Here is a 25,479-nt window from a genome sequence, read left to right on the forward strand (position 1 = left end):
CGGGACGAGCATGTCGAGGCTCAGGGCAATGCATTCTTGAGCGGACCAGTAGCACGCGGGTTCCATAGTGCTCGGCGAGCTGGCCAAGTAACGGCTCGCCCCTGACAATTCGGCTCGGTTCAGGTCGTTGTCCCACACGGAGCGTACATGGCTGTTGAAATATGCAAGGCCTGCGGCGAGCCCATCGAAGAGGGTTACGCCACCTGCTGGAAGTGCGGCACCGGCGTTGATGGAAGTCCGCCAGCTGCAGAATTCGTCCCAGATGCAGGGCCGCCCAAGGACATGCTGCGCATCCTGGATTGCCTACGTTGCAGCATGCAACTGGAATTCGTTCGCCGCATGAAGTTTCATGAAGGCAGCCTGCGCCCAGGCGTCCTGCTTGACGCTGGCAGGCTTCTGACCAATCGAGAGAGTTTTGATATCTATGCCTGCCCCGCTTGTGGGAAGGTGGAGTTCTATTTGGCCGGGCCGTGAAATCCTGGGGGGCTCCGGCGGACGAGTCGGTCAGTTCCAGGCAAAGAAGAAGCCCGCCATTGGACGGGCCTGTTCCTCTCCAGAGCCGCGGCACTTGGACTACGCGTTCGCTTCCACGTGGGTGGCCGGGGGCGCAATGTTGTCGGGTTGGACGGGCTGGCTTGCGGCAGCGATGGCGTCTGCGGGGCTCTCGGCCTGACGTTCGCCTACAAGGCGGTATCCGCGCTCGCGCAGGTTGTCTTCGCGAAGTTCATTGCCCTTGGCAGCAAGGACGATCCAACCAACCATGAAGAGCAGGTTCAACATGAGGGACACCATCAAGGCGCCTTCGTTGCTCATGTTGGAGGTGATGGCGAATTCCACCACGCTGATCAAGACCACAGCGCCGAGCAGCGCGGCGAATAGCACCCAGAGCCGCTTGACCAGGGTCCATAGCAGACCAAAGAAAAAGCAGGGCCATGAGAAGCCCACCTTTACGGCTTCATGCCCATTCGTGGGGTGCTGAAAAATCCTGAAAGTTCGCATCATTCTCCTCCTTGATGAATGGCGCAGGTGTTGGCGCCACGTTCCGTGGGCGCGACTGGCCCGGAATTGGCAAGTGTGCAGTGCTTCTGCCCGGCAGCCAGTCGGGGACGGGCGGGGGAATTGGTCAGGGTTTGCGCGAGGCCCGGGTAGGGGTTTTCCGAGGCACGGAATTCAGCGGCTCACAGCTCCGATTCGATGCGCTCGTCCAGCCGGTCCGACGGCACCATGTAGCCGCCAGCCTCGACCGCATCCCGCACCTGCATCAGTTCAGCGCCCAGGGCGTCGAGTTCATCCGCCTGCGCTGCTCCGACGATCTGGATGCAGCGTTCGTTGAACCACGTCCAGAACTGCCGGTAGGTCTTGCCCTGCCAGTGCTGGTGGCGGATGCCCTGGTAGAGCTCGCCGACGGCGATGGTTGATTGATCGCGCATCAGAATTCAGTTTGCCCCGGCAGCAGCGCACGCAGTTCGGCTTCGGTGAGATTGCGCCATTGGCCGGTCTTGAGATGGGCCAGTTTGACCGGTCCAATCCGCACCCGGATCAGCTGTTTGACCCGCAGTTTGAAGTGGGCCGCCATCAGGCGGACCTGACGGTTGAGGCCCTGGACCAGAACGATCCGGAAGCCGAACTTGCCCAGCGGGCTGGTCCGGCACGGCAGGGTCATCTGGCCGTGCACGGGCACGCCGCGGGCCATGCCGCGCAGCGCTTCCTGGGTGACCGCGTTGTTCACGCCCACCAGGTATTCCTTCTCCAGCTTGTTCTCGGCGCGCAGGATGGCGTTGACGATGTCGCCGTTGCTGGTGAGCAGGATCAGGCCTTCTGAATCCTTGTCGAGCCGGCCGATCGGGAAGATGCGCTCCTGGTGGCCGACAAAGTCGACGATGTTGCCCTTCACCGACGATTCGGTGGTGCAGGTGATGCCAACCGGCTTGTTGAGCGCGATATAGACGTGGCGGCGCTTGCCGGGCGCGGCGGTGCGGGTCTGCAGCGGCTGGCCGTCGATCGCGACGGTGTCGCCTTCGCCTACTTCCGAGCCCACCCGCCCACGCTGACCGTTGACCGTCACCCGACCCTCGCTGATGAGGCGGTCGGCCTCGCGGCGCGAGCAGGCGCCGGTGTTGCTGATGTATTTGTTCAGGCGCATGGAGCGGGCGTTACCGGAAATCAGGAGGGTAGAGAAGTCTGGCAGATAGCACGCGTGGGGTCATGGGGCCCCGGGCTTGTCAGGTTTTTCCCGGACCACTCGTCTGTAGTCGTAACTTGACTGGGAAGGGGACGGATATGGAAATGAATATCGAAATGGCAGGCGACCGCGGCGACCTGTTCGCTTCCGGGCGGAAGGGACTGCGGTGGACGCGGGTTGGCACGTGGTGCGCACAGGGCTGGCGGATCTTTCGCGTTGCGCCGGTGCGGATTCTGTTGCTGGTGTTGGCGCCAATCGTGTTTGAAGCGCTTGTCCAGCTGACGCCGGGGGCGGGCATTGTGCTGTCCAAGTTCCTGACGCCGGCCGTTTCGGCATGGGCGCTGGTGATGCTTGACCACAAGCTGCGCCGCCAGAGGTTCGCTCCAGGTGCGACCGCCCGGCAGACTGCATTGCGCTGGCGTCAGGTGGTGGGGTTGGCGCTGGCCAGCTTCGTGGTGTTCTCGATCCAGGTAGCGATGGCCGCCTTGATTGGAAGCCCGGCGCAGGCGGTCGCGCTGGCTGTTGGAGACGTGGCCGGGCTCGGGTTTTCCCGGGCGGAGATGGGCGCCGTTCTTGCTTCAGGAGCTATCCCCATGCTGTTCCTGTTCTTTGTCGGACCCCGGATGATGTTGGATGGACTGGGGCTGTGGCAGGCCATCCTGGAGAACGCCCGGCTGCTCAAGCGCTGCTGGCAGCCAATGGTGTTCTATTCGCTGGCCATGGTGCTGATGCTGGCCGCGCTGGTCTGGATGCCCTTGCTGCTGCTGGTGTTTCTGCCTGCGGGCTTTTGCATCGGCTATGCAGCGTATCGGGACGTTTTCGCGCCTGTACTGGACGCCTGAAGCTTGAAGTCGCCGACTGACATCGATGCGGTTCTACGTGACCACGGCGCGATGCTGTTCCGCATCGCAACGGGATACACGCGGACCAGTGCCGCACGCGAGGACCTGGTGCAGGACATGTCGGTCGCGCTGTGGAAGGCGTTGCCGGCGTACCGCGGCGATGGTCCGTTGAAGGCCTTCGTTGCCCGGATCGCGCAGTTCACCGCGCTCGATCACGTCAGGCGCCGGGTCAACCGCACCGACAGCGCCAGCCTGGACGAGCACCTGGAATCCACTGCGCCGCGTCCCGAGCAGTACGCCGACGGGATGCAGGAGCGCGATCGGCTGCGGGAGGCGGTACGCGGACTGCCAGGTGGGCAAAGGGAGTGCGTGCTGCTTGTGCTGGAAGGATTCGGCCACCGCGAGATCGCTGAAATCCTGGGCGTGGCCCACAACACCGTGGACCAGCGCCTGAGTCGGGCACGGCAGCAATTGCGCGGCATGCTTGGAGGCCGAAATGGGAAATGACGATTGGGGTGATCTTGCTGCGCAGTGGAGTGCATCTGACGCGCCCGACACGGCTGCATTGCGCTCGCGCATGCGGCGCTACCGGTGGTGCAACCGGATCGGCCTGATGGGTGAACTCTTCGGCATGTTGGCGGTGCTGGTGCTGTCGGCCTGGGCCTGGCCCCGGCAGCCCGAGCTACGAACCTGGCTGGTAGTCGCCTGCACCGTCGTGGTGGCATGGCAGGCGGGCTACCTGCTGATCCGCCAGCGCTATCGGCTGTTCGGCATTCCTGCTGGCGGGATCGTGGGAATGATTGACGCGGAAGTGCGCCGGGCAAAGTTCCAGGTGGCAGCGCTCTGGTTCGGTCTGGTCGGCGGTGCGCTGATGATCCCGCTGGCATTCCTGACGCTTCCGGCCGTCAATTTCCAGCGCCTGCCGGCCGGGCTGCTGATTGTTGCCGCCGGCTACGTTCCTTATGTCATGGTCCGGACCTGGCTGCTTGGCCGCAGGATGGCAAGCCTGCGGGTGGAGCGTGATCGGCTTACGGGATAGGCTGCTGTGAAAGGGCTGACCTAAGCCGGGTTCGCTTTTACAGATCGGTATCGCACCATGGGACGTAAGACGATGGAACGTCTTGGAGAATGGCAGCGGATTGACCGCATCGCGGCAGTCTTGGTGTCCGTGTCGTTCAACGTGGCGCTGCTATGGCTTCTGAACGCCAGTGTGCGGCCACTTGCCCCTCTCGGCGCTCCGGCAGATGCCGTCATCCAGTTGGTCTGGATCGAAGAGGCCCCGGATGCACCGCCTCCATCCACGGCGGTGACCGTCCCGCAGCAACCAAACCACAGTGCAAGGGAAGTTGAGCAATCGATTCCAGCGCTAGACAAGCCACTCCCGACAGTGGAGGCAGGGCCGGGGAAAGGCACCCCAGCGCTGGATCTTTCGCTGCCAAGTGGTGAAGTGGGTTTTCCCAGCCGACGAATCTACGCGCCTGGTCCCTCTCAGACCTTGGCGCCTGAGCCTCGCGCACGCTTTACATTCATGGATCGGTCGCTTGGAGGGACCATGCAGCGGATGAGCAGGAACAGGATGTGCGGGGAGCTGAAGTTCGCGTTGACAGATAGCCCTGAAAGTACGGATGCGATCCTGGCGTCGATGAAAAGGATCGGCTGCGGAGAACGGCAATGAGGCTGGGAAGTCGGCCTGATTGGCCAGGCTGATCAGGGGCCGGACGTTGCGTCAGTGGCCGGGAAGTTCTCCCGCCGGAATGCCCGCGCCCGACCCATCCCGCGCAGCTGCACAGTCAGCACGGTCGCCCACGACAGCACCAGCATCAGTCCGGCCGAACGGGCGAGCAGCGCAGGCTCCAGCACGGCGCCAATCAGCACGGCAGCTGTGAGCAGCTGCATCGCCAGCACGATCCATTTGTCGCGGTCCGGCACCAGGGTGCCGACGCCGGGTACGCGCATGCCGCGAGGGCAGTCGCGGCGCAGGTGGATCCAGGCGAGGAAGCCGATGATTTCCAGCATCATGCCGGTAAGCATCATCGGCAGGCCGATGGCGATGGCCAGCGTGCCGGCGAGAAACACAGCCTGCGATGACAGCGGCGCGGTGGTGCCGGCCAGGGTGATCACGCAGGCGGCGCCGACGGCCAGCGTGCCCAATCGCCACGTCCACACCAGGGTGGGGTTGCGCTGGTAGAGGCGGCGAAGCGGCAGCCACAGCGAGGTGCCGACGAACAGCAGCGCCGGCAGCAGGGCGGAGACGACCAGCGGCTGTTGCAGGCCGGTGTAGATGCGCAGCGTCGTGCCGATGGCGAGCGACACCACGGTCAGGGCAATCCAGCCGCCGAGCCAGCGATCGGGGATCTTTTCGGTGCCCTGGAACATAGGCAGGGTGACGCTGCCCACCGCAGCCATCAGCCCCAGCACCGCGCCGAGCAGGCCGATGGTGGCGTGCGCATCGGTGATCGATTCCAGCGGCAGAGGCACATCGCCGCGCAGGATGGCCACCAGCACGGCGCCGGCCACCGCGGTCACGGCCAGCGCCAGGACCGCCATCGCCAGTCCGGAGCGCAATACCTGCTGGGCGCCGCGCTTCAGCAGGCCGGGCAAGGCGGCCGCGGCAAACGCCAGGATCGGCACGGCCAGCAGCACGCTGGCCACGCCCAAGCCAGTGCGATGCATCTGCAGCATGGCCAGGGTGAACACCGCCAGGCCCAGATTGAACGCGGCGTGCAGCCACGCGGCCGAGCGGCCCAGCGGCAGGGGCGTACCGGCGGCCACGGGCAGGAACTGCAGCAGGCTGCCGAGCATGGCGTTGCCCAGCACGCCCAGGGTAAACAGGTGCACCAGCGCCACGGTGTGCGGCGACCAGCGGCTGAGCAGCGCGCTTTCGCCATGGGCGATAAGGAAGGCGCCGGCCACGATTCCCCACACCGGGACGCTCAGCAGCCAGCGCAGGGGGCGCTGTGGCGGTGGTGCCTGGGCGAAGTCGAGACCGCTCATGCGGCGGCGGAAAAGCGCTCCGCGTCTTCACGCAGGAAGATGAGGATTCGGGCGTGGCCGTCAGCAGCGGGTTCGCGTCGCCAGGCGCAGCCCTGGGCTTCCAGGATCGGCAGCAGCGGTGCGGGCCAGCAGGGGGTGAGGGCGTCGATGGATTCGCCGGGCGCAAGCGCCGTCACCGCGTCGAGGATGCGTTCCATGGGCTCGGGCGGGGGAAGATGACGCAGATCGAGGTGCAGGGACATGGCGGAAAGGTGGAAATTCGAGTGTGGATACGATGCCCGCAGCGCGTATTTGCTGCCATGACCTGCATCAAGATGTCCGCGTCCGTTATTCAAACCGCCGGGCAATGTGACGCGGCAGGGCAAGCTCCTGCCAACCCTGTGCCTGGACATGGCGCAGCACGTCGACCACATCGTTGCAGGTGCGGTCCACGGCATCGACCAGGGCAGCGCCCTTGTGCAGGCGGCCGGCAATCAGTGCAGCAAACATGTCGCCCACGCCCTTCACCGGGTGCGGGATCTGCGGATGCTCCAGCACTTCGCGTACGCCGTCGCCGAGGATGGCCAGCTGGATCCGGTCCGGTGGACACAGCTCCGGCGCGGCGCTGGTCACCACCACCCAGCGGGTGGTGTCGCTGAGCAGGGCTTCGGCCGCATCCAGGCACTCATCGAGCGTGTGTGGGCTGCGACCGGCCAGCTTGCCCAGTTCGAAATGGTTCGGGCACAGGCCCTCGGCCAGCGGCAGCAGATGATCGCGCCACACCGGCAGCAGGGCCGGGTCGGTGTAGGTGCCGTAATCGTGGTCACCGATCACCGGGTCGATCTGCACCCGCAGCTCCGGGTTGATCCGCTGCATGCGCCGGATCCACGCGGCCAGGGCCATGCCCTGTTCGGGTGAGCCGAGGTAACCGACCAGCACGCGGCGTGCGCGGGTGGCGACTTCGCGTGCTTCCAGGTCATCCAGCAACCCCTGGAACCAGTCCAGCGGCAGCGGTCCGCCATGCATGGTCGGGTAGTGCGGGGTGTTGCCGAACACCACCGTCGGCACCGGGGCCACGTGCAGGCCGAGCGCCTGCAGCACGGGCACGGCAATGTTGTTGCCGACGTTGCCGTAGGCCACCTGCGACTGCACCGAGACCACGTCGACGATGCGCTCACCCACTGCAGGGGGCGGGGTAGGGGGCTGACTCACGGGTCGTCCTTCTTTCCGGCAAAGCCGGGCCAGTACTCGCTGTCGGCCGTGGGGCGTGCGCCGAAGATCGCGGTCCCTACGCGCACCGTAGTGGCGCCTTCCTCGATGGCCATTTCGAAGTCGCCCGACATGCCCATCGACAGCTCGTCCATGACGATGCCGTCCGGCGCACTCTGGCGCAGGCGCTCGCGCAGTTCGCGCAGGCGCACGAAGCACGGGCGCACCAGTGCCTCGTCATCCGAGAACATGGCCAGCGTCATCAGCCCGCGCACCCGCAGCGAGGAATACGCCGGCAGGGTGCGCACGAAGGCCTCAGCTTCCTCGGGCGGCAGGCCAAACTTGGAGTCCTCGCCCGAGGTGTTCACCTGCACCAGCACGTCGATGGCGCGGCCTTCCATTTGCAGGCGGCGGTCCAGCGTTTCGGCCAGGCGGGTGCTGTGCAGGCCCTGGAACTCGCTGATGAAGCGGGCCGCGTGCTTGGCCTTGTTGGTCTGCAGGTGGCCGATCAGCACCCAGCGCAGGTCGGCCAGATCGCCCATGGCCTCCCACTTGTCCTGGGCTTCCTGCACCTTGTTTTCGCCCATCTCGCGGATGCCCAGACCGTAGGCCGCACGCAGGCGGGCTTCGTCAACAGTCTTGCTGACCGGCAGCAGGCGAACTTCGGACGGGTCACGGCCGGCGCTGCGGCAGGCGGCTTCGATGCGGGTGCGGATCGCGGCCAGGTTGGCGCCGAGATCGGCACCGAGATCGGGAATGGGGTCGTTATTGGTCATTGCCCCAGTTTACGCGGGCCGTGTGCGGGCGTTGACAAGGGTTGCGGCACACTCGCGTTTTCCGTGAAGGATCGGACGCCATGGCCGGTGCCAGCCTGCTTACCCTGCTCGACGATATCGCTTCGATTCTCGACGACGTGTCGGTGCTGACCAAAGCGGCGACCAAAAAGACGGCGGGGGTGCTCGGCGACGATCTGGCCCTCAATGCCCAGCAGGTGACCGGGGTGCGCGCTGACCGCGAGCTGCCGGTGGTGTGGGCGGTGGCCAAGGGCTCGCTGCTCAACAAGGCGATCCTGGTGCCGGCGGCGCTGGCAATCAGCGTGTGGCTGCCCTGGGCGGTCACCCCGCTGATGATGCTGGGCGGCGCTTTCCTCTGTTACGAAGGTGCGGAGAAGCTGGCGCACCGCTTTCTGCATCCGCAGCAGGACGCCGAGCGCAAGGCGACCCACGCCGCACGCAATGCCGATCCCAGCGTGGACCGGGTGACCGCGGAGAAGGAGAAGATCCGCGGCGCCATCCGCACCGACTTCATCCTTTCGGCCGAGATCATCGTGCTGTCGCTGGGCGTGGTGGGTGGCGCGTCGTTTCCGCAGCAGGCGATGACCCTGGTGGTGATCGCGCTGGGCATGACCGTGGGCGTGTACGGACTGGTGGCCGGGATCGTGAGGCTGGATGATTTCGGCCTGTGGCTGTGCCGCCGCGGCGGCGCGCTGGCAGGGCTGGGCCGCGGCATCGTGGCTTCGGCGCCGTGGCTGATGAAGACCCTGGGCGTGGTGGGCACGGCGGCCATGTTCCTGGTGGGCGGCGGAATCTTCGTGCACGGCATCGGCGCGCTGCAGGCGTTCATCGACCGGATATCGCCTGACGGCATGGGCGGCGCACTGCTTGGCATCGCAGGCAATGCCGTGGTCGGCATCCTGGTGGGCGTGGTGGTGCTGGCCGCCGTCGAAGGCCTCCAGCGCCTGCGCAAACCCACCCCCGCGTAGGAGCGCGCCATGCGCGCGAAGCCGCGTGAATCCGGCTCCGGCAGATAGGCGCGAACACCAGGGAGCGGTGGGCCCATCCCCGGTCAGGACTGTCGGCGCCATGAACGGCGCCGGCAAGCGTACATGGACGTATTCACAGCGGGTCCTGACCGGGGATGGGCCCGCCGGTCCGCCGGCGAGGCTCCGGAAATAACTTCCGGACGATGTAGCGGGACCACAATTAATGTCACGCGGCTTCGCGCGCATGGCGCGCTCCTACTGGGGGTGGGCATACTCGGGGGCGGTTTTTGTGGGAGGTGACGCGATGTCGAATGGGGGCTGGTCGAGGCGCGAAGTACTGGCGGCGATGGCGGCGGGAACCGTTGCCGGAGTGTTGCCGTGGGGTGCTCGTGCGAATGCACAGGGCGCGACCCCGCTGCTGGTGCGCGACGTGATGGTGGTCGACGGCACCGGTGCACCGGCGCGCCACGCCGACGTGCTGGTGGTGGACGGGCGGATCGTCCAGATCGGCCGCGTCGGGCGCAGTGAATCCCACGGCGCGCGCGTAATCGCAGGCGGCGGCCGGGTGCTGGCACCGGGCTTCATCGATCTGCATACACACGGCGATCCGCTGCAGCGCTCCTACCAGCCGTTCCTCGCCATGGGCGTGACCACGGTGGTGCTGGGCCAGGATGGTGGCAGCCCGGGCGCCGGTGACGATGGCATGCGCCGGCTGCCGGACTGGATGGCGGCAGTCGAAGCCGCCGGGCCTGACATCAACGTGGCCACCTGTTCCGGGCACGGCACCCTGCGCCGCCAGGCACGCATTGGCGACGACACCCGGGTGCCGTCCGCCGCCGAACTGGCGCGGCTGGTAGCGCTGCTGGAAGAAGACATGGCGGCCGGCTCGTTCGGCCTGTCCACCGGGCTGGAATACGTGCCCGGCATGTACGCCGAACAGACGGAAATCGCCGCGCTGGGCCAGGCGGTGGCGCGCCACCGCGGCGTGGCCATGAGCCACATGCGCTCGGAAGACGATGACCGGGTGGACGAATCCATCCGCGAGCACATCGAGGCCAGCCGCCCGGCCCGCACCCATATTTCGCACCTGAAGGTGGTGTACGGGCAGGGCACCGGCCGCGCCGAGCGCCTGCTGGAGACGCTGGAGGAATACCGCCGCGCGGGCGTGGAGCTGACTTCCGATGCCTACCCGTATACGGCCAGCTACACGGGCGTGGGCATCCTGTTTCCCGAGTGGGCCATGCCGCCTACCGACTACAGCGAAGTACTGGCATCGCGCCGCGACGAGCTGCGCGCGGCGCTGGAGGCGCGCATGATCCGCCGCGGCGGGCCGGAAGCGCTGCTGTTCGGCAGCGGCCCTCATGCGGGCCGGACGCTGGCCCAGGTGGCCGAAGCCGCCGGCCAGCCGTTCCCGGATGTGCTGCTGGAAATTGGTCCGCGCGGCGGCAGCGCGGCGCACTTCGTGATGGACGAGGCGCTGCAGGCGCGGCTGATGCTGGATCCGCACGTGGCCATTGCCAGCGACGGCTCTCCCCGCGGCAGCCATCCGCGCGGCGCGGGCACGTTCGCCAAGTGGATCGAGGAATTCGCGGTGCGCGATGGGCTGGTGACGCTGGAAGAGGCGGTGCGCAAGTGCACCGGCCTGCCGGCGTCGATCCTGCGCCTGGCCGACCGCGGCGTGGTGCGCGAGGGCGCGGTGGCGGACCTGGTGCTGTTCGACCCGGCACGGGTGCGGGCGCGGGCCGATTACGTCGAGCCGACCGCACAGGCCGAAGGCTTCGACCTGGTGGTGGTGAACGGCGTCCCGGCGTTCGAGGACGGCGAGCGCATTGCGGCCGCCGGCCGGATGCTGAGGCATGGGAGCGTGCGTCGGGCGTCGGCCGCGTAGGGCCGACCTACGTATTGGTTTGGACGACGTTTGTGCCCCGTAGGTCGGGGCTACGCCCCCGACGCCCTCGGGTTCGGACGACGTTTGTGCCCCGTAGGTCGGGGCTACGCCCCCCGACGCCCTCGGGTTCGGACGACGTTTGTGCCCCGTAGGTCGGGGCTACGCCCCCCGACGCCCTCGGGTTCGGACGACGTTTGTGCCCCGTAGGTCGGGGCTACGTCCCCGACGCGCTGCGGGTGAACGCCGCCCAGCCCGATAGAATGCGCCGATGCAAAACGAGCACATAGACGTAGCGGTGATCGGTGGCGGCGCCGCCGGGCTGATGTGCGCGCAGGTGGCTGCCGCACGCGGCCTGCGGGTGCTGTTGTTGGAAGGCTCCAACCGGGTCGGCAAGAAAATCCTGATGTCGGGCGGTGGGCGCTGCAACTTCACCAATACGGGCACCGGGCCGGAGAATTTCATCTCCGCCAATCCGCATTTCTGCAAGTCGGCCCTGGCGCGCTATTCGCCGTGGCATTTCCTCGAGATGGTTGAGCGGCACGGCATTGCCTGGCACGAGAAGGAGCTGGGCCAGCTGTTCTGCGACGAGTCGTCCAAGCTGATCGTGAAGATGCTGCTGGACGAGTGCGAGCGTGTGGGCGTGCGCATCGAGACCAGAAGCGCGATTACTGCGGTCAACGTGCAGGACGACGGCCGCTTCAGCATTCAAAGCCGGCTGGGCACCACGCTGGCCAACCGCGTGGTAGTGGCCAGCGGCGGGCTTTCCATTCCCAGCATGGGCGCCAGCGGGTTCGGCTATGAGCTGGCCAGGCAGTTCGGTCACGAGGTGCTGCCCACCCGTGCCGGGCTGGTGCCGCTGACCCTGAGCGGCCGCCACCAGGAGCGGCTGGCCGAGCTGGCCGGGGTGGCGCTGCCGGTGGAAGCCCGCTGCAACGGCATGGCTTTCCGCAACGCCATGCTGCTGACCCATCGCGGCGTCAGCGGCCCTTCGATCCTGCAGATTTCCTCCTACTGGCAGCCCGGCGATGCGCTGCAGCTGGACCTGTTGCCCGGCACCGACGCGCTCGAACTGCTGCAGCACTGGCAGGCCAAGCGCCCGGATGCCGAACTGAAAACCCTGCTGGGTGAAGCCATGCCGCGCCGCTTTGCCCAGCGCCTGTGCGAGCACTGGCTGGACAGCCAGCCCATGCGCCGCTACACCCCCGCGCAGCTGGATGACATGGCCCGCACGCTGTCGGCCTGGCCACTGGTGGCCAGCGGCACCGAAGGCTACCGCACCGCGGAGGTCACCCTGGGCGGGGTGGATACCGATGGCGTGTCGTCTTCCACCCTGGAATCCAGGCAGGTGCCGGGGCTGCACTTTGTCGGCGAGGTGCTGGATGTCACCGGCTGGCTGGGCGGCTACAACTTCCAGTGGGCCTGGGCCTCGGGTCATGCAGCGGGGCAGGCGGTGTAATCTTCGGTCCCCTGTTATGGAGACAGCCATGTCATTCGCGCCCGTCCGGATCCTGCTCGCCAGCCTGTGTGCCGTTGCCCTTGTCAGCGGCTGCGCCGATCCCGGCCCGCCGCCCGGCGGCACGGTGGCGCAGATGAAGCAGATCGAAATCCGCGAAGGGCAGGGCGAGATGGCCGAAGCCGGCGACGAGGTCAGCGTGCATTACAGCGGCTGGGTCTACGACGAGCGCGCGGATGATCTGCGCGGGGAGCCGTTTGACAGCTCGCGCGAGCGCGACCAGCCGTTCGTGTTTCCACTCGGTGCAGGCCGCGTGATCCAGGGCTGGGACGAAGGCGTGGCCGGCATGCGTGTGGGTGGTCAGCGCGAGCTGCACATTCCCGCCGAAATGGCTTATGGCCGCCGCGGTGCGGGTGGGGTGATTCCGCCCAACGCGTCGCTGGTGTTCGAGGTCGAACTGCTCGACATCCGCTGATGCCAGTGGTTGCCGGCCGGCGGATGGCCGGCCCAGCCGTTTGCTGCAGCTTCACCTGGGCGCTGGCAGGATCACTGCATGGCCTACACCCGTGATTACGCAGCAGAAGAACCCAGCCGATCCCACGTCGACGCGCTCGATGGCGTCACCGTGCTGGAGTTCGGCGCGCCCTGGTGCGGACACTGCCAGGCAGCGCAGCCGGCGCTGGAACGCGCCCTTGCCGGGCGCGACGAGCTGGCCCATCTGAAGATCGAAGACGGCAGCGGGCGGCCTCTGGGTCGCTCGTTCCAGGTCAAGCTGTGGCCCACGCTGGTGGTGCTGCGCGACGGCGCGATCGTGGCCCGTCTGGTGCGGCCGACGCCTGACGACATCGAACACGAGCTGGGACGGCTGTAGCCACATCCGCCCATACCTGAAGATCGACCCGCAAGGAGATTTCAACCGAATGAGGATTCCCAAGGACACCCTGATCATCGTCGCCGACGGCGCTGGCGCCCGGCTGCTGCGCAACGTGGGCGGCGTGTTTGAGCCCGAGCTTGTCCAAGTGGACACCCTGACTCCGCAGAACCTGAATGACGACGGCCCGGCGGGCTCGATGCCGACCGAGACCCGCGGCGAGGAGATCGACGAGGCCACTTTCGCCAAGCAGCTGGCCCATCACCTCAACGCGCTGGCGCTGAAGAACGGGTTTGAAGCGGCCGTGCTGATCGCCGATCCGCAGACCCTGGGCCAGATCCGCCCCAGCCTGCACAAGGAGGTCAGCGAGCGCCTGCTGACCGAGATTCCCAAGAATCTCACCAACGCGCCAATCCCGGACATCGTCCGGGTGCTGTCCTGATGCCGGTGGCCGTATGCGGCGGGAAGCCGGGCCGGGCGATGCCGCCCCTGGCGTTGGCACTTTCCCTGGTGGTGGCCGGCAGTGCCAGCGCCGGCGATCCGCAGGACCAGTGGTGGGACCGGCTGCAGGCGCTGTGCGGCCAGGCCTATGCCGGGCAGCTGGTGCGGGCGCCGGAGGGCGATGACACCTTCCGCGATCGCAGCGTGGTCATCCACGTGCGCGACTGCAGCAGCGACCGGGTGCGGATCCCGCTGGTGATCGACGATGACCGTTCGCGCACCTGGGTGCTGAGCCGCAGCGCCGACGGGATCGAGCTGCGCCATGACCATCGCCAGGCGGACGGCAGCCCGGACACGGTCACCATGTACGGCGGCATCACCACCAACGCCGGTAGCGCCGACACCCAGATGTTCGCCGCCGATGACCAGACCCGCGAGGTCATTTCCGGCAGCGGCCAGCGCAGCGTGTGGCTGATGGAAATTCATCCGGACGGGCGCTTTGTCTATGCCGGAAACCGGGTCGGCACCGATCGCGGGTTCCAGGTGGATTTCGATCTGTCCCGGGCCGTGCCCGCACCCGAGGCACCCTGGGGCTGGGAAGACTGACCGGCGGCAACCGCGCCGCTCGCGATCCGGATCAGCTGCGGCCTGGTGCGTGCGGCAGGCCGTGCGGTTGCCACTGCACCGCGCGACCCTTGCCGGCCCGTTTGGCCGCGTACTGGGCCTGGTCCGCGCGCTGCAGCGCCTGGGCCAGCGACACATCCGCCGCATCGGCAATGCAATAGCCCAGGCTGCACGAGGCGTGCAGGATCTGTGCGTCGGTGCCGGCGACCTTCTGCCGGGTTGAGGCGGCGACCGCCTCGATCAGCTTCGCGGCCACGGCTTCAGCAGCTTCCGTACCGGAGACGTGCCGCGCGATCAGGGCGAACTCATCGCCGCCCAGGCGGCCGATGATGTCGTCTGCCCGCACGCTCTCGCGAACCCGGGCAGCCACTTCCTGCAGCAGCCCGTCGCCGGAGGCGTGGCCCAGGCTGTCGTTGATTTCCTTGAGGCCGTCCAGGTCGAAGAAGAACACGCCCAGCGGGCGTCCCTGGCGGGCAGCTTCCTTCCAGGCATGGCCAGCATGGGCTTCGAACCCGGCACGGTTGAGGGTGCCGGTGAGCGGATCCTGCTCGGCGCGGCGCACCAGTTCCTGGCGGTGGGCCTTCTCCAGGGTCACGTCGCGCAGCATCACGTGCACGCCATCCACGTAGCCGTCCTGGTCGCGCTGGGGAATGAACACCGCGTTCCAGGTGCGGATGACCGTATCGCCCGGATCGTCGAAGTCGACGCTGTGTTCGACCCCCGCGCGGGCACTTTCCAGGCCCTGGGCGAAGTGCTTTCCGGTCGAGGGGTTGAGCAGCTCAAGCAGCGGCTGGCCCATGATCTGCTCGACGGGCCGGCGCAGCTCTTCGGCCCAGCCGGAGTTGATGAACTCCACCCGCATGTCGCGATCCACGAACATCAGCAGCAGCGGCAGCGCATCGGCCAACGTGGCCAGACGGCGGTCGCCGCGACGCCGGGCCGACTCGGCCACCTGTTCGCGGGTGATGTCCTGGATGGTGGCGAAATAGCCGCTGATCCGACCACCGATGATCATCGGTGAGGCGTGCACCGAGCACCAGATGGTGCGCCCGTCGATATGCATGAAGCGATGGCGGTCGGAAAACTTTTCGCCGGCACGCCAGGTGCGCTCCCATTGCGTGGCCACCCGCTCGCGATCGTCGGGGTGGACCGCCTGCAGCCAGCCATCGCCCAGAATCTGATCGAAGGAAAGCCCGGCCAGCTGCTGCAGGGTCCGGTTGGCGTAGGTGCAGCGACCGCGGGCATCGGTGCGCATCAGGCCCAGCGGGGCGGCGTCGTTCACCGCCTCCAGTTCGGCGGTCTTGGCGCGCAGCTCGCGTTCGATCCGCTGCCGGTCGGTCACATCATGGGCCAGCCCCAGTACCACCTGTTCCCCGTCGCGGTCGATCAGGCGATTGTGATAGCGCCAGATCCGCAGCTCATCGCCGATCAGCACCGGCACCAAGCCCTGGTCCGCGCCCCGGGTATGGATGCGGCTGAGGTAGGCGTCGACCTGGTCATGGGCGGCCGCGGGCACGAACCCATGCAGCCGCCGCCCCACCATTGCTTCCGGGGAAGTGTTGAACGCCGCCGCCGCCGCCGGATTCACCGACTGCAGCACGCCGCCCAGCGAATGGGTGCAGATCAGGCCCATGCTGTGATTGAAGATGTCGCGATAGCGACGCTCGCTTTCCGCCAGCTGGCGGCGTGATTGCAGCAGCTGCTCGCGGGCCTGGCGTTCGCGGTTTTCCAGCTGTTGGCGGGCCTGGGCCAGGCGCAGTGCGCGGTCGATCACGGCCGGCTTGGCATCGGATTTACGCAGGTAATCCTGGGCGCCTGCGGCGATGGCGCGTTCGCCAAGGTCCTCGTCGCGCCCGGTCAATACCACGACCGGCAACTCCGGGTAGCGGCGCACGATCGTTTCCAGACCCTGCAGATCCTCGCAGTCGGGCAGCCCGAGGTCGAGCAGGACGGCGCTGTAGCTGCCGCCCTCAAGCATGCGCAGCGCTGCTTCCAGCGACTGCGCGTGCTCCACTTCGCGCGGGGGATTGGAGGCGCGACGCAACAGGGCCGAATACAGCGCGGCATCGCTGCGCGTGTCGTCAATCAGCAGGACCGTATCGGCCCGTCCCATCACGTGCATGCCTACCTCACAGCCAGGGTCATCAGGCGCCGGTCGCAGGCGTGAGTTTCAACAGCTTGCCGTTGGCACCCCGTCCGCCGTCTTCCAACAGCCAGATCGCGCCGTCCGGGCCCTGCTCCACTTCGCGGATGCGGGTACCCATGTCAAAGCGCTCGGCTTCGCGCGCTGACTCGCCGTCGAACTCGATCCGCACCAGCGACTCGGAGGACAGGCCACCGATGAAGCCACTGCCGTTCCAGTCCGGAAACATGCTGCCGTCATAGATGATGAAGCCGGCCGGGGAAATCACCGGGGTCCAGGTGATCGCAGGGGCGCGGAACTCGGGGCGGGTGTCATGGTTGGGAATCGGGCGGCCGTCATAGTGGTCGCCGTTGGACACTGTGGGGTAGCCGAAGTTCGCGCCGCGCTCCACCAGGTTCAACTCGTCGCCGCCCTTGGGGCCCATTTCGTGGTTCCACAGCCGGCCCTGGGCATCGAACACGAAGCCGAGCGGATTGCGGTGACCCAGCGACCAGACTTCGGCGGCCACACCGCCCTGGTCGGCAAAGGGGTTGTCATCGGGAGTCGAGCCGTCTTCATGCAGGCGCAGGATCTTGCCCATGTTCGACTGCATGTCCTGGGCCGGGTCGAATTTCTGCCGGTCGCCGGAACTGATCCACAGCATGTCGTCATGGAAAGCGATGCGGTGCGCGTAATGGCCCTGGCCGCTGACCTTGGGCACCTGGCGCCACACCACCTCCAGGTCTTCCAGCGAGCCGCCGCCGCTGCCGTCCAGCATCAGCCGCGCGCGGGCCACCGCGGCACCGGCGGTATCGCCGTCGCCGGCTTCGGCATAGCTGATGTAGACCAGCGAGTTGCTCCCGAACCCGGGATGCAGCACCACGTCGCCCAGACCGCCCTGGCCGCCGTGCACGACTTCAGGCACGCCGCTGATCTGGCCGGTCACATCGCGCTGCGGATCATAAAGACGCAGCGTGCCCGGCTTCTCGGTCACCAGCAGGCGGCCATCGGGCAGGAAGGTCATCGCCCATGGCTCATCGAAGCCGCTGACCTCATCTACCGCAAAAGGCTGCTCGGTTTCGGCCGCGGCGCGCTCCGCCGCCTGGGCAGCGGGCCCTTCCATGTTGACGGGCGGCGCCCCCTGGTTGCCACTGCAGGCGCTGACCAGGAATGCGGCGCAGACGGCCGCCAGCAGGTGTCGGGTCATGGTGCTCTCCGTAAGGGCCGGGGTAAAACGGCAGGAGACATAAGATACCGGCAAGTAAAGGTTGTGTTGTGTTCAGCCCCCCGGGCCCGGGTCCCCGCAGTGGGGCGGGCCGCTGTGGGCGCGCAGTGGCGGGCTCTGGCGGCCCCACTGCCAAGCCGGTCACGCCGGCCCCTAGCCGCTGACAGTCCGCTATTGGTTAAAAACGCGTGGAGAACGGCGACGCCGACCCCCGTGCGGTTCACCTGCAGGCCTCCAGTCTCGGTGCCGTGCGGAGCAACACGGTCCGCACTTTTTGATTTCAATTGGAGAGACTGTATGAACAACGTACGCAAGCCCCTGACTGGCCTTCTCGCCCTTGGTTTCGCCATGGCCATGCCGATGGCGTTCGCCCAGGAAGCAGACGATTTCGGCCAGGAGCCGGCGACGCCCACCGCGCAGTCTGCCCCCCAGGGCCAGGTGAGCTGGACCGACCTGGACACCGATGGTGATGGCAACCTGAGCCGTGCCGAAGCCGCGGGCCTGCCGCAGCTGGCCCAGGTCTTCGATCAGGCCGATGCCGACGGCGACGGCGTGCTGACGCCGCAGGAGTACCAGGCCTGGGCCGCATCGCAGGGCGCAGGTGCCCCGCCGCCGCAGGACTGATCCAGCGGCTTACGCACCGGTTTGATGAAGGCGGGGCGGCCATCTGGTCGCCCCGCTTTTTTTGTGTCCCGTAAACTGGCCGGATGACAGAACAACACGACACCGGCATCGGCCTGGTCGGCTTCGACGCCGATGACACCCTCTGGCGCAGCCAGGACTTCTTCGATCAGGCGCAGCTGGAGTTCGAGCACATCCTCGGCCGCTACGTGGACCTGGATGACAGCCGCGCGCGCCAGCGCCTGTACGCGGTGGAGAAGGGCAACATCGCGCTGTTCGGCTATGGCGTAAAAGGCATGTCGCTGTCGATGATCGAGGCGGCGATCGATATCACCGGGGCGCGCATCGAAGCCGCCGACATCGGCCGCATCCTGCGCCTGGCCAAAGACATGCTGCAGCACCCGGTGGAGCTGCTGCCAGGCATTCGCGAGGCGGTAGAGGCGGTGGCCGCCCGCTACGAGGTGGTGTTGATCACCAAGGGCGATCTGTTTCATCAGGAAGCCAAGGTGCGCGAATCCGGCCTGCAGGACCTGTTTCCGCGGATCGAGATCGTCAGTGAAAAGGATCCCGAGACCTACGCCCGGGTGCTGGAGGAATTCGACCTTGCCCCGCAGCGCTTCCTGATGATCGGCAACTCGCTGCGCTCGGACGTGGCGCCGGTGCTGGCGCTTGGCGGCTGGGCGGTGCACATGCCCTATCACGTGACCTGGGAGCACGAGATGGAGGCCGACCTGGGCGGGCACGTTTCGCGCATGCGCGAAGCGCCCGATCCTGCTTCCCTGCCTGCCGTGGTGGAAGAAATCGCCGTTGCAGCCAGCGCCGCTGCAGTCTGAGTCGGCCTCAACGGCGCCGGCGGGTTAAAAGCCGGTTCACGATGGCCGGGGCATGGTGGATCCATCGCCCCGCCGCCGCCGGGGAACCTGCGAGGAGTCCGCACATGTCCATGTCCTTCCGTTGGCTTGCTCCCTTGATCCTGTCCGCCGGTTTCGGCGCTGCCGCCCTGGCGCCAGCTCCGGTCCACGCCAGTGACGACCTGGTCCGCGTGATCGTCGATGTGGCCGACGTGGTGCTTCGCGGTGGTTCGCCCTATTACCGCCACGGCAGCTATGGCCATAACGACCGACTGGTGATGGCGCGCGACCGTCACGGTCGGCCGGTGTATTACCGCCAGGTGCCGCGCAACTACCGGGCCGGTTACCACCCGTCGCAGTTCCGTGGCCCGCCGCCCCACGCCCGTGCCCGCGGTCATGCCAATAACCGCGGTCAGGCCAACAACCGCAGCAACTGTGACCGCAATGGCCGCTGCACCGTGCGCTATTACGATCCGCGCTTTGACCGCGATCAGCGCGGCAAGGGCAACAGCCGGGGCAACCGCTGGTGAGCGGGCGCAGCGCGCTGCAGATGCTTGCGGCTGCGGGCGTCGCGGCCTTGCTTGCCGTATTGCCGGCAAGCCAGGCGCAGGCCCAGTCGGAGCTGGATTGCCGGCTCAGTTTCAGCATGAGCGGCTGGTCGGTGTTCTACAAAACCGCCAGCGGCAGCGGAACGGTGAGCTGCAGCAACGGGCAGAGCATGCCGGTGACGATCGAGGCCCGCGGCGGCGGGCTGAGCTTCGGCAAGTCGCGGATCGACAATGGCAGCGGCACGTTTTCCGGGGTTAAAAGCATGCGTGAAGTGCTGGGCGGCTATGCCTCGGCCGAAGCGCACGCCGGCGCAGTGCGATCAGCCAACGCCCGCGTAGTGACCAAGGGGCCGGTCAGCCTGGCCCTGGCTGGCACCGGGGATGGCTGGGACGTAGGCGTGGCGTTCGGCTCGTTCATCATTTCCGAGCGCTGATCCACGGCGCCTCCAGCGCTGTTGCGGCACAATCGCCCAACGCGAAACCCGGGTGCCGCCGCCGCGCGCGGGTCGCTCCAGGGCCAGTCGCCGGAGATCGGAGAAATGATGGACAGTCATTGCAGATATGCCCTGGTGATTGGCCTGGGCCTGGGCTTGGCATTCACGACCAACCTGAGTGCGCAGGACACCGCAGCGGCCGAGCCGCAGGACAGCGAGCTGGCTGATGCAGGTGAGGAAGACGGGCAGGAAGACCTGGCATTGGAAGAGGTGTTGCCGGAAGACCCGTCGGCCACCGGTGACGCATGGCTTGACGCCCGCCTGACCGATATCGGCCGCTATGCCAGCCGCCACCCTGACGCGTTCGTTGACGAGATGGTGCGCTATCTCGGCGCTGCCCGCGGGCCGCTGACGGCGCTGATGGACGGGACGGAGTGGGAGCCGGGCGATGTGTATTTCGCCTGCTCGCTGGCCCGGGTGACCGGCCGCTCATGTCGGCTGATCGTTGACCTGCGCGAGCAGCAGCCGGCAGCCAGCTGGAGCACGCTGGCCAGCGGCTTGGGCGCCGGCCCGGGGAGCGAAGCCTTTACCCGCCTCAGGCACGGCGTGGTTCACAGCTACCGACGCTGGGGCAGGCCGCTGGAGCTGGATGAGGAGCTGTCGCGGGCCTTCCCGGAGCACGATCAGGCGCCCACCCAGCCACCATCCGGTGGCGGGGAAGCGCGCTGACTGATTGCTTGCTGACGAATTACTTGCGCGGCTTGGCCGGAACGAACGGCGACACCGGATCGCTGGCGGGGAAGGTCTCCTCCAGCGCCTCGTCCTGGTTGCTGTCGGCGTGACTCTGGCGTGCGCGGCGCTCGCTGCCGGTTTCGGCAGTGCCGCGTGCGCCGTGTTCAGCCGGCAGGTCCTTGCGATCGTGGCCCATGGGAAACACCTCGCTGACTTGGGAAGGCAAATGGTCGGCCGGTCGATGTTGTGATGGTGTGACCATGCATTTGCGGGCACGCCCTTCGGAAGCACGCCCTGCGCGGCCGTGACGCGGCTTCTACGCGGGCCCTGCCATCGTTCCTGTCCCCCCATACCCGCGAGCAGCCCGTGAGCGAACAGGAGCAGAACAACCAGCCTCCCCAGCAGCAGGACCGGCAGCCCGGCCTGCAGGATGAAATGCGCCCGGAGCCTGAAAGCATCCGCGACAGCTACCGGGGGTCCGGACGGCTGGACGGCAAGGTGGCACTGATCACTGGCGGCGACAGCGGCATCGGCCGATCGGTCGCATTGCACTTCGCCCGCGAGGGAGCCAGGGTGGCGTTCGGCTACCTGGACGAAGCGGAGGATGCCGAAGAAACCGCGCGCCTCCTCCGCGAAGAGGGCGCCGAATGCCTGGCCCTTGCGGGTGACGTCGGCGACCCGGCGGTATGCAGGCGCCTGGTGAAGGAAGTGCTCGACAAGTTCGGCCGGCTCGACATCCTGGTCAACAACGCGGGTGAACAACACACCGTGGAAGAACCGGAGGAGCTGGATTCCGACCAGGTGGAGCGCACCTTCCGCACCAACGTGTTCTCTTTCATCCATGCCTCCACGGCGGCCATCCCGCACCTGGAAGATGGTGGCTGCATCATCAATACCGGCTCGGTGACCGGCGCGCGCGGCCACGAGAAGCTGATCGACTATGCGTCTACCAAGGGCGCGATCCACGCACTCACGTTCTCCCTGGCCCAGTCGCTCGCCGAGCGCGGCATCCGGGTCAACGCGGTCGCGCCCGGCCCGGTGTGGACGCCGCTGATCCCGGCCAGCTTCAGCGCCGAGGAAGTGGCCGCGTTCGGTGCCAACACGCTGCTCAAGCGCGCTGGCCAGCCGAGTGAACTGGGCCCGGCGTACGTATTCCTGGCCAGCGAGGAGGCGTCCTTCATCACCGGCCAGATCATCCACATCAACGGCGGTGGCCATATCAGCGCCTGAGTCGGGCAATCCCATTCACTGACCTGAGGAGCGCACCATGGCCCGGCCGATCTGGACTGGCACGCTGTCGTTTGGATTGCTCAACATCCCCGTGCGGCTGATGGCCGGCGAGCGCCGCGTGGACCTGAGTTTCCGCATGCTCGACAGCCGCAACAACGCCCGTGTGCGCTACGAGCGGGTGAACGAGGAAACCGGTGAGGAAGTGCCCTGGAAGGAGATCGTCAAGGCGTTCGAGTACGACAAGGGCGCCTACGTGGTGATCGAGGAAGAGGACCTCGCCGCGGCGGCACCCGACCGCAAGGAAACGATCGATATCGACACCTTTGTCGACGTTGCCGCGATCGAGCCGGAGTATTTCGATAAACCCTACGTACTCGAGCCTGCCGCGAAAGCGGAAAAGGGCTATGTGCTGCTGCGCGATGTGCTGACCCGCACCGGCAAGGCGGGCATTGGCCGGGTGGTGATCCGCACCCGCGAATACCTGGCGGCGGTCCTGCCGCGCGGCGACGCGCTGGTGATGATGGTGCTGCGCTTTGCCCAGGAGCTGGTGGATCCGGAGGAATATCGCCTGCCCGACGGGAAGTCCGACAAGTGGAAAATTACTCCGCGCGAAGTGGAGATGGCCGAGCAGCTGATCTCCTCGATGGCCGGAGACTGGGAGCCGGAACAGTTCAAGGATGACTTCCGGATCCGCTTGCAGGAAGTGATCGAGCAGCGGGTGCGCTCGAAGAAAGTGGTGCAGGACGACGATCCCGAGCAGGAGACGCCGCCGGAAGGTTCGGCCACCAACGTCATCGATTTCGCCGAGCTGCTCAAGCGCAGCCTGGAGAAGAAGGGCGGCAAGCGCGGTGCAAGCGCAGCCAGTGGCGGGGCCAGGGCGTCAAAGAAAGCGGCGAAGAAGACAACAAAGAAGGCGGCGAAGAAAGCCACGAAGAAAGCTGCGAAAAAGGCCTCCAGGTCCGGCAGCAGGAAGACCGCCGGAAAGGCACCCGCGCGCAAGGCGGGCTGAGCGCATCGCGACCGCAGCCGCTTTGCTGAACCACGCAAGCGGGCGGGCTTGGACCTCGCGCCCGCCAGCGCGGACAATGGCGGGCTGATCCGGCCATTCAAGCCCGCGCACCGTGACCGCTTCCTTCCCGATCCAGCCCGGCTCCGCCTTTCCGCTGTCCATCGCGCCAATGATGGAGTGGACGGATACCCATTGCCGCGTGTTCCACAGGATCCTGGCGCCCAGGGCGCTGCTGTACACCGAAATGGTGCACGCCAATGCGGTGATCCACGGCAATCGCGAGCGCCTGCTGGCGATGGATCCCGGCGAACATCCGGTCGCCCTGCAGCTGGGCGGCAGCGATCCAGCGCTGCTGGCCAAGGCGGCGCGGATCAGTGCCGAACACGGCTTCGACGAGATCAACCTCAACTGCGGCTGCCCGTCCGACCGTGTGCAGGCGGGGCGCTTTGGCGCATGCCTCATGCGTGAGCCGGCGCTGGTGGCCGAATGCGTGGCGGCCATGCGCGAAGCGCTCGCGGACCTGCCCACCCCGGTGCCGGTGTCGGTGAAGTGCCGACTGGGTGTGGATGATGACAACGAGTGGGAGCGTTTTGCCGGTTTCATCGAGACCGTGGCTGCGGCCGGCTGCGATACGTTCGTGGTGCACGCCCGCAACGCGTGGCTGAAGGGCCTGAGCCCGAAGGAAAATCGCGAGGTCCCGCCGCTGCGCCCGGAATGGGCCTACCGGCTCAAGCGCGAGCGGCCGGAGCTGACCATCTGGCTGAACGGTGGCATCGCCGATGTGGAGTCCGCAACCGCACACCTGGCGCACGTGGATGGGGTGATGCTGGGCCGCGCGGCCTATCACGACCCCTACCTGCTGCACCGCCTGCACGCGGCCTGGACCGGCAGTCCGCTGCAGTCCCGGGAAGACCTGCTGCGCGCGCTGCGTCCGCATGTGGAGGCGCAGCTGGCCGGTGGTCTTGCCCTCAAGCACATCGTCCGCCACGTGCTCGGCCTGTTCCAGGGCCAGCCCGGAGGCCGTGCATTCCGCAGGGTGCTCAGCGAAGGGTCGCACCTGCCGGATGCCGGCTGGGCGCTGGTGGAAGAGGCCCTGGAGGTCACCCGGCGGAGCTGGACCGCGGACATGTTGCGCAAAGCGCCTGATCGGGCAGAATCGGACGGCGTCCTACCTGAACGGGACGGACCCGGTGCCTGCAGGGATTAAGGACGGATTCACCCCGAAAAATCAACAATTTAGCGGCTCCGGGCCTGATTGGATTCAGGCACGTGTCGCTTGCTTCATCAAACCATCACAACAATTCCGCTGCCCATGCCCTTGCTTTCAAAAAAATTGCTGTGGATGCTGCCGATTGCCGCGGTCCTGGTGCTGTGCTCGCCTGCGCATGCACAGCGCCTGCACGAGCAGCGGGTGGAGCGGATGGCAGAAGAGCGCGTCCGTCAGCAACAGCCCCAGCAGCAACGGCAGCAGCAGGCCCCGCGGCGCCAGGCGGAGCGACAGGATTCGATGGCCGATTCGATCCGCCATGTGCGCCGGGCCAATCGCGGCCAGATCCTGAGCGCGGAGCGCATGCACTCGGGCGGGCGTGAGATCAACCGCATCAAGATGGTCGATGACCGGGGCCGGGTGCGGGTATTCGAAGACGATCCGCAGCAGCGCCGCAGCCAGCGCTCACGCGGCGATGACGATTGAGTTCAGATACTTGAACAAACGGCCGCAAGGCCTCTGTGACTGGAGATAGGAATGCGGATTCTGCTCGTCGAGGACGAAGCCCCACTGCGCGAGACGTTGGCCGCGCGCTTGAAGCGCGAGGGGTTCGCGGTGGACGCCGCCCAGGACGGAGAGGAAGGCCTGTACATGGGCCGCGAGATGCCGTTTGACGTGGGCATCATCGATCTGGGCCTGCCGAAGATGTCCGGCATGGAGCTGATCAGGGCCCTGCGCGACGAGGGCAAGCAGTTTCCCGTGCTGATCCTGACCGCGCGGTCGAGCTGGCAGGACAAGGTGGACGGCCTCAAGCAGGGCGCCGACGATTACCTGGTCAAGCCCTTCCATGTCGAGGAGCTGCTGGCACGGATCAACGCGCTGGTGCGGCGTGCGGCCGGCTGGAGCAAGCCGCAGCTTGAATGCGGCCCGGTCATCCTTGATCTTGCCGCGCAGACGGTGACGGTGGACGACAAGAACGTCGACCTCACCAGCTACGAATACAAGGTGCTCGAATACCTGATGATGCATGCCGGCGATCTGGTCTCCAAGGCGGACCTGACCGAGCACATCTACCAGCAGGATTTCGACCGCGATTCCAACGTGCTGGAAGTGTTCATCGGCCGGCTGCGCAAGAAGCTGGACCCGGAAGGCACGCTCAAGCCGATCGAGACCGTGCGCGGTCGCGGCTACCGTTTCGCGATCCCGCGCAACGCCGAAAGCTGAGCGGGCGCCTGATGGCCGGGCGCCGCGCATG

At 66.9% G+C, this 25,479-nt stretch carries 32 protein-coding genes; 22 read left to right on the plus strand and 10 right to left on the minus strand.

Translation table 11 applies throughout. The features are described from left to right. Nucleotides 1-147: 147 nt before the first annotated feature. Nucleotides 148-474, plus strand: a complete 327-nt coding sequence (locus tag WCE59_RS05875) for a hypothetical protein (protein ID WP_343257797.1) — start codon at nucleotides 148-150, stop codon at nucleotides 472-474. 99 nt (nucleotides 475-573) lie between these two features. On the opposite strand, the gene WCE59_RS05880 is transcribed toward WCE59_RS05875, so the two are convergent. From WCE59_RS05880 to WCE59_RS05890, 3 genes are all read right to left on the minus strand, one after another. After that, nucleotides 574-1,002: a DUF2628 domain-containing protein gene (locus tag WCE59_RS05880; protein WP_343257798.1), complete on the minus strand. Its 429-nt coding sequence runs from the start codon at nucleotides 1,000-1,002 to the stop codon at nucleotides 574-576. A gap of 176 nt (nucleotides 1,003-1,178) precedes the next feature. Beyond that, nucleotides 1,179-1,430, minus strand: a complete 252-nt coding sequence (locus WCE59_RS05885) for a hypothetical protein (RefSeq protein ID WP_343257799.1) — start codon at nucleotides 1,428-1,430, stop codon at nucleotides 1,179-1,181. Further along, nucleotides 1,430-2,143 (minus strand): pseudouridine synthase, encoded by a 714-nt coding sequence (locus WCE59_RS05890; protein ID WP_343257800.1) that lies wholly within the window; start codon nucleotides 2,141-2,143, stop codon nucleotides 1,430-1,432. Before WCE59_RS05890 ends, WCE59_RS05885 begins: the two co-directional genes overlap by 1 nt. Before the next feature lie 143 nt (nucleotides 2,144-2,286). Between WCE59_RS05890 and WCE59_RS05895 the strand changes: the two genes are divergently transcribed. Genes WCE59_RS05895 through WCE59_RS05910 form a run of 4 tightly spaced genes read left to right on the plus strand, consistent with a single transcriptional unit; the run spans nucleotide 2,287 to nucleotide 4,699 of the window. Beyond that, nucleotides 2,287-3,024, plus strand: coding sequence for a hypothetical protein (locus tag WCE59_RS05895; protein ID WP_343257801.1), 738 nt, complete (start codon nucleotides 2,287-2,289; stop codon nucleotides 3,022-3,024). A gap of 3 nt (nucleotides 3,025-3,027) precedes the next feature. Then, on the plus strand, nucleotides 3,028-3,531 hold the full coding sequence (locus tag WCE59_RS05900; protein ID WP_343257802.1) for an RNA polymerase sigma factor: 504 nt from the start codon (nucleotides 3,028-3,030) through the stop codon (nucleotides 3,529-3,531). Beyond that, nucleotides 3,521-4,063 (plus strand): hypothetical protein, encoded by a 543-nt coding sequence (locus tag WCE59_RS05905; RefSeq protein WP_343257803.1) that lies wholly within the window; start codon nucleotides 3,521-3,523, stop codon nucleotides 4,061-4,063. The genes WCE59_RS05900 and WCE59_RS05905 overlap by 11 nt, the downstream gene beginning before the upstream one ends. Nucleotides 4,064-4,120: 57 nt before the next feature. Further along, nucleotides 4,121-4,699 (plus strand): hypothetical protein, encoded by a 579-nt coding sequence (locus tag WCE59_RS05910; protein WP_343257804.1) that lies wholly within the window; start codon nucleotides 4,121-4,123, stop codon nucleotides 4,697-4,699. 32 nt (nucleotides 4,700-4,731) lie between these two features. Here WCE59_RS05910 and WCE59_RS05915 read toward each other — a convergent pair whose 3' ends face one another. The 4 genes from WCE59_RS05915 to WCE59_RS05930 all read right to left on the minus strand — a co-directional run bounded on the left by WCE59_RS05915 (nucleotide 4,732) and on the right by WCE59_RS05930 (nucleotide 7,982). Next, entirely contained in the window at nucleotides 4,732-6,018 is a 1,287-nt protein-coding gene (locus tag WCE59_RS05915) for a hypothetical protein (protein WP_343257805.1), read from the minus strand. Further along, nucleotides 6,015-6,260 (minus strand): DUF2249 domain-containing protein, encoded by a 246-nt coding sequence (locus tag WCE59_RS05920; protein ID WP_343257806.1) that lies wholly within the window; start codon nucleotides 6,258-6,260, stop codon nucleotides 6,015-6,017. Before WCE59_RS05920 ends, WCE59_RS05915 begins: the two co-directional genes overlap by 4 nt. A gap of 85 nt (nucleotides 6,261-6,345) precedes the next feature. Then, complete coding sequence (pdxY, locus tag WCE59_RS05925) at nucleotides 6,346-7,209, minus strand: pyridoxal kinase (protein WP_343257807.1); 864 nt, start codon at nucleotides 7,207-7,209, stop codon at nucleotides 6,346-6,348. Continuing rightward, entirely contained in the window at nucleotides 7,206-7,982 is a 777-nt protein-coding gene (locus tag WCE59_RS05930; protein WP_343257808.1) for a YggS family pyridoxal phosphate-dependent enzyme, read from the minus strand. Before WCE59_RS05930 ends, pdxY begins: the two co-directional genes overlap by 4 nt. 80 nt (nucleotides 7,983-8,062) lie before the next feature. Here WCE59_RS05930 and WCE59_RS05935 point away from each other — a divergent pair, with 80 nt between their 5' ends. The 7 genes from WCE59_RS05935 to WCE59_RS05965 all read left to right on the plus strand — a co-directional run bounded on the left by WCE59_RS05935 (nucleotide 8,063) and on the right by WCE59_RS05965 (nucleotide 14,227). Further along, nucleotides 8,063-8,968 (plus strand): DUF808 domain-containing protein, encoded by a 906-nt coding sequence (locus tag WCE59_RS05935; protein ID WP_343257809.1) that lies wholly within the window; start codon nucleotides 8,063-8,065, stop codon nucleotides 8,966-8,968. Between the two features lie 304 nt (nucleotides 8,969-9,272). After that, the gene (locus tag WCE59_RS05940; protein WP_343257810.1) at nucleotides 9,273-10,856 is read left to right on the plus strand and encodes an N-acyl-D-amino-acid deacylase family protein; all 1,584 of its coding nucleotides are present in this window, start codon (nucleotides 9,273-9,275) and stop codon (nucleotides 10,854-10,856) included. 268 nt (nucleotides 10,857-11,124) lie between these two features. Further along, nucleotides 11,125-12,312, plus strand: coding sequence for a BaiN/RdsA family NAD(P)/FAD-dependent oxidoreductase (locus WCE59_RS05945; RefSeq protein ID WP_343257811.1), 1,188 nt, complete (start codon nucleotides 11,125-11,127; stop codon nucleotides 12,310-12,312). A gap of 28 nt (nucleotides 12,313-12,340) precedes the next feature. Next, the gene (locus tag WCE59_RS05950; RefSeq protein ID WP_343257812.1) at nucleotides 12,341-12,784 is read left to right on the plus strand and encodes an FKBP-type peptidyl-prolyl cis-trans isomerase; all 444 of its coding nucleotides are present in this window, start codon (nucleotides 12,341-12,343) and stop codon (nucleotides 12,782-12,784) included. Nucleotides 12,785-12,862: 78 nt separating this feature from the next. Beyond that, complete coding sequence (locus WCE59_RS05955; protein WP_343257813.1) at nucleotides 12,863-13,180, plus strand: thioredoxin family protein; 318 nt, start codon at nucleotides 12,863-12,865, stop codon at nucleotides 13,178-13,180. Nucleotides 13,181-13,229: 49 nt separating this feature from the next. Further along, complete coding sequence (locus WCE59_RS05960) at nucleotides 13,230-13,622, plus strand: host attachment family protein (RefSeq protein ID WP_343257814.1); 393 nt, start codon at nucleotides 13,230-13,232, stop codon at nucleotides 13,620-13,622. After that, nucleotides 13,622-14,227, plus strand: coding sequence for a hypothetical protein (locus tag WCE59_RS05965; protein ID WP_343257815.1), 606 nt, complete (start codon nucleotides 13,622-13,624; stop codon nucleotides 14,225-14,227). Before WCE59_RS05960 ends, WCE59_RS05965 begins: the two co-directional genes overlap by 1 nt. Nucleotides 14,228-14,258: 31 nt before the next feature. Here the strand turns inward: WCE59_RS05965 and WCE59_RS05970 are convergent, their stop codons facing one another. After that, nucleotides 14,259-16,367, minus strand: coding sequence for a PAS domain-containing protein (locus WCE59_RS05970; RefSeq protein WP_343257816.1), 2,109 nt, complete (start codon nucleotides 16,365-16,367; stop codon nucleotides 14,259-14,261). Between the two features lie 22 nt (nucleotides 16,368-16,389). After that, a complete protein-coding gene (locus WCE59_RS05975) occupies nucleotides 16,390-17,574 on the minus strand; it encodes a PQQ-dependent sugar dehydrogenase (protein ID WP_449284117.1) in 1,185 nt (394 codons plus the stop codon). A gap of 315 nt (nucleotides 17,575-17,889) precedes the next feature. Between WCE59_RS05975 and WCE59_RS05980 the strand changes: the two genes are divergently transcribed. From WCE59_RS05980 to WCE59_RS06000, 5 genes are all read left to right on the plus strand, one after another. After that, the gene (locus tag WCE59_RS05980) at nucleotides 17,890-18,216 is read left to right on the plus strand and encodes an EF-hand domain-containing protein (protein ID WP_343257817.1); all 327 of its coding nucleotides are present in this window, start codon (nucleotides 17,890-17,892) and stop codon (nucleotides 18,214-18,216) included. 83 nt (nucleotides 18,217-18,299) lie between these two features. Beyond that, nucleotides 18,300-19,046: an HAD family hydrolase gene (locus WCE59_RS05985; RefSeq protein WP_343257818.1), complete on the plus strand. Its 747-nt coding sequence runs from the start codon at nucleotides 18,300-18,302 to the stop codon at nucleotides 19,044-19,046. Between the two features lie 104 nt (nucleotides 19,047-19,150). Beyond that, nucleotides 19,151-19,594, plus strand: coding sequence for a hypothetical protein (locus tag WCE59_RS05990; protein WP_343257819.1), 444 nt, complete (start codon nucleotides 19,151-19,153; stop codon nucleotides 19,592-19,594). A gap of 20 nt (nucleotides 19,595-19,614) precedes the next feature. Next, nucleotides 19,615-20,046 carry a hypothetical protein gene (locus WCE59_RS05995; protein WP_343257919.1) on the plus strand — a complete coding sequence of 144 codons (432 nt, stop codon included), beginning with the start codon at nucleotides 19,615-19,617 and terminating at the stop codon, nucleotides 20,044-20,046. Between the two features lie 105 nt (nucleotides 20,047-20,151). After that, a complete protein-coding gene (locus WCE59_RS06000) occupies nucleotides 20,152-20,775 on the plus strand; it encodes a hypothetical protein (protein ID WP_343257820.1) in 624 nt (207 codons plus the stop codon). Nucleotides 20,776-20,794: 19 nt separating this feature from the next. Here WCE59_RS06000 and WCE59_RS06005 read toward each other — a convergent pair whose 3' ends face one another. Then, nucleotides 20,795-20,974, minus strand: coding sequence for a hypothetical protein (locus WCE59_RS06005; protein WP_343257821.1), 180 nt, complete (start codon nucleotides 20,972-20,974; stop codon nucleotides 20,795-20,797). A 170-nt stretch (nucleotides 20,975-21,144) separates the two neighbouring features. On the opposite strand from WCE59_RS06005, the gene WCE59_RS06010 reads away from it, so the two are divergent. From WCE59_RS06010 to WCE59_RS06030, 5 genes are all read left to right on the plus strand, one after another. Continuing rightward, on the plus strand, nucleotides 21,145-22,008 hold the full coding sequence (locus WCE59_RS06010) for a glucose 1-dehydrogenase (RefSeq protein ID WP_343257822.1): 864 nt from the start codon (nucleotides 21,145-21,147) through the stop codon (nucleotides 22,006-22,008). 37 nt (nucleotides 22,009-22,045) lie between these two features. Continuing rightward, nucleotides 22,046-23,017 (plus strand): non-homologous end joining protein Ku, encoded by a 972-nt coding sequence (gene ku / locus WCE59_RS06015; RefSeq protein WP_343257823.1) that lies wholly within the window; start codon nucleotides 22,046-22,048, stop codon nucleotides 23,015-23,017. Between the two features lie 112 nt (nucleotides 23,018-23,129). Then, nucleotides 23,130-24,224, plus strand: coding sequence for a tRNA dihydrouridine(20/20a) synthase DusA (gene dusA / locus WCE59_RS06020; RefSeq protein ID WP_343257824.1), 1,095 nt, complete (start codon nucleotides 23,130-23,132; stop codon nucleotides 24,222-24,224). Between the two features lie 105 nt (nucleotides 24,225-24,329). Further along, nucleotides 24,330-24,710 (plus strand): hypothetical protein, encoded by a 381-nt coding sequence (locus WCE59_RS06025; protein ID WP_343257825.1) that lies wholly within the window; start codon nucleotides 24,330-24,332, stop codon nucleotides 24,708-24,710. A 51-nt stretch (nucleotides 24,711-24,761) separates the two neighbouring features. Further along, nucleotides 24,762-25,448: a response regulator transcription factor gene (locus WCE59_RS06030; protein ID WP_343257826.1), complete on the plus strand. Its 687-nt coding sequence runs from the start codon at nucleotides 24,762-24,764 to the stop codon at nucleotides 25,446-25,448. Nucleotides 25,449-25,479: the final 31 nt, after the last annotated feature.

The organism is Luteimonas qiangzhengi (genome assembly GCF_039548515.1).
In the GTDB taxonomy this organism is placed as follows: domain Bacteria; phylum Pseudomonadota; class Gammaproteobacteria; order Xanthomonadales; family Xanthomonadaceae; genus Luteimonas.

Coding starts and splice junctions, on each gene's coding strand:
- WCE59_RS06030 (WP_343257826.1), top strand. CDS start 24,762: ATGCGGATTCTGCTCGTCGAGGACGAAGCCCCACTGCGCGAGACGTTG.
- WCE59_RS05890 (WP_343257800.1), bottom strand. CDS start 2,143: ATGCGCCTGAACAAATACATCAGCAACACCGGCGCCTGCTCGCGCCGC.
- WCE59_RS05895 (WP_343257801.1), top strand. CDS start 2,287: ATGAATATCGAAATGGCAGGCGACCGCGGCGACCTGTTCGCTTCCGGG.
- WCE59_RS05980 (WP_343257817.1), top strand. CDS start 17,890: ATGAACAACGTACGCAAGCCCCTGACTGGCCTTCTCGCCCTTGGTTTC.
- WCE59_RS05945 (WP_343257811.1), top strand. CDS start 11,125: ATGCAAAACGAGCACATAGACGTAGCGGTGATCGGTGGCGGCGCCGCC.
- WCE59_RS05975 (WP_449284117.1), bottom strand. CDS start 17,574: ATGACCCGACACCTGCTGGCGGCCGTCTGCGCCGCATTCCTGGTCAGC.
- WCE59_RS05930 (WP_343257808.1), bottom strand. CDS start 7,982: ATGACCAATAACGACCCCATTCCCGATCTCGGTGCCGATCTCGGCGCC.
- WCE59_RS05935 (WP_343257809.1), top strand. CDS start 8,063: ATGGCCGGTGCCAGCCTGCTTACCCTGCTCGACGATATCGCTTCGATT.
- WCE59_RS06025 (WP_343257825.1), top strand. CDS start 24,330: ATGCCCTTGCTTTCAAAAAAATTGCTGTGGATGCTGCCGATTGCCGCG.
- WCE59_RS05960 (WP_343257814.1), top strand. CDS start 13,230: ATGAGGATTCCCAAGGACACCCTGATCATCGTCGCCGACGGCGCTGGC.
- WCE59_RS05885 (WP_343257799.1), bottom strand. CDS start 1,430: ATGCGCGATCAATCAACCATCGCCGTCGGCGAGCTCTACCAGGGCATC.
- WCE59_RS05905 (WP_343257803.1), top strand. CDS start 3,521: ATGGGAAATGACGATTGGGGTGATCTTGCTGCGCAGTGGAGTGCATCT.
- WCE59_RS05990 (WP_343257819.1), top strand. CDS start 19,151: ATGTCCATGTCCTTCCGTTGGCTTGCTCCCTTGATCCTGTCCGCCGGT.
- WCE59_RS05995 (WP_343257919.1), top strand. CDS start 19,615: ATGCTTGCGGCTGCGGGCGTCGCGGCCTTGCTTGCCGTATTGCCGGCA.
- WCE59_RS05880 (WP_343257798.1), bottom strand. CDS start 1,002: ATGATGCGAACTTTCAGGATTTTTCAGCACCCCACGAATGGGCATGAA.
- WCE59_RS05950 (WP_343257812.1), top strand. CDS start 12,341: ATGTCATTCGCGCCCGTCCGGATCCTGCTCGCCAGCCTGTGTGCCGTT.
- WCE59_RS06000 (WP_343257820.1), top strand. CDS start 20,152: ATGATGGACAGTCATTGCAGATATGCCCTGGTGATTGGCCTGGGCCTG.
- WCE59_RS06005 (WP_343257821.1), bottom strand. CDS start 20,974: ATGGGCCACGATCGCAAGGACCTGCCGGCTGAACACGGCGCACGCGGC.
- WCE59_RS05920 (WP_343257806.1), bottom strand. CDS start 6,260: ATGTCCCTGCACCTCGATCTGCGTCATCTTCCCCCGCCCGAGCCCATG.
- WCE59_RS05940 (WP_343257810.1), top strand. CDS start 9,273: ATGTCGAATGGGGGCTGGTCGAGGCGCGAAGTACTGGCGGCGATGGCG.
- WCE59_RS05970 (WP_343257816.1), bottom strand. CDS start 16,367: ATGCACGTGATGGGACGGGCCGATACGGTCCTGCTGATTGACGACACG.
- WCE59_RS05915 (WP_343257805.1), bottom strand. CDS start 6,018: ATGAGCGGTCTCGACTTCGCCCAGGCACCACCGCCACAGCGCCCCCTG.
- WCE59_RS05910 (WP_343257804.1), top strand. CDS start 4,121: ATGGGACGTAAGACGATGGAACGTCTTGGAGAATGGCAGCGGATTGAC.
- WCE59_RS05955 (WP_343257813.1), top strand. CDS start 12,863: ATGGCCTACACCCGTGATTACGCAGCAGAAGAACCCAGCCGATCCCAC.
- WCE59_RS05985 (WP_343257818.1), top strand. CDS start 18,300: ATGACAGAACAACACGACACCGGCATCGGCCTGGTCGGCTTCGACGCC.
- WCE59_RS05875 (WP_343257797.1), top strand. CDS start 148: ATGGCTGTTGAAATATGCAAGGCCTGCGGCGAGCCCATCGAAGAGGGT.
- ku (WP_343257823.1), top strand. CDS start 22,046: ATGGCCCGGCCGATCTGGACTGGCACGCTGTCGTTTGGATTGCTCAAC.
- WCE59_RS05965 (WP_343257815.1), top strand. CDS start 13,622: ATGCCGGTGGCCGTATGCGGCGGGAAGCCGGGCCGGGCGATGCCGCCC.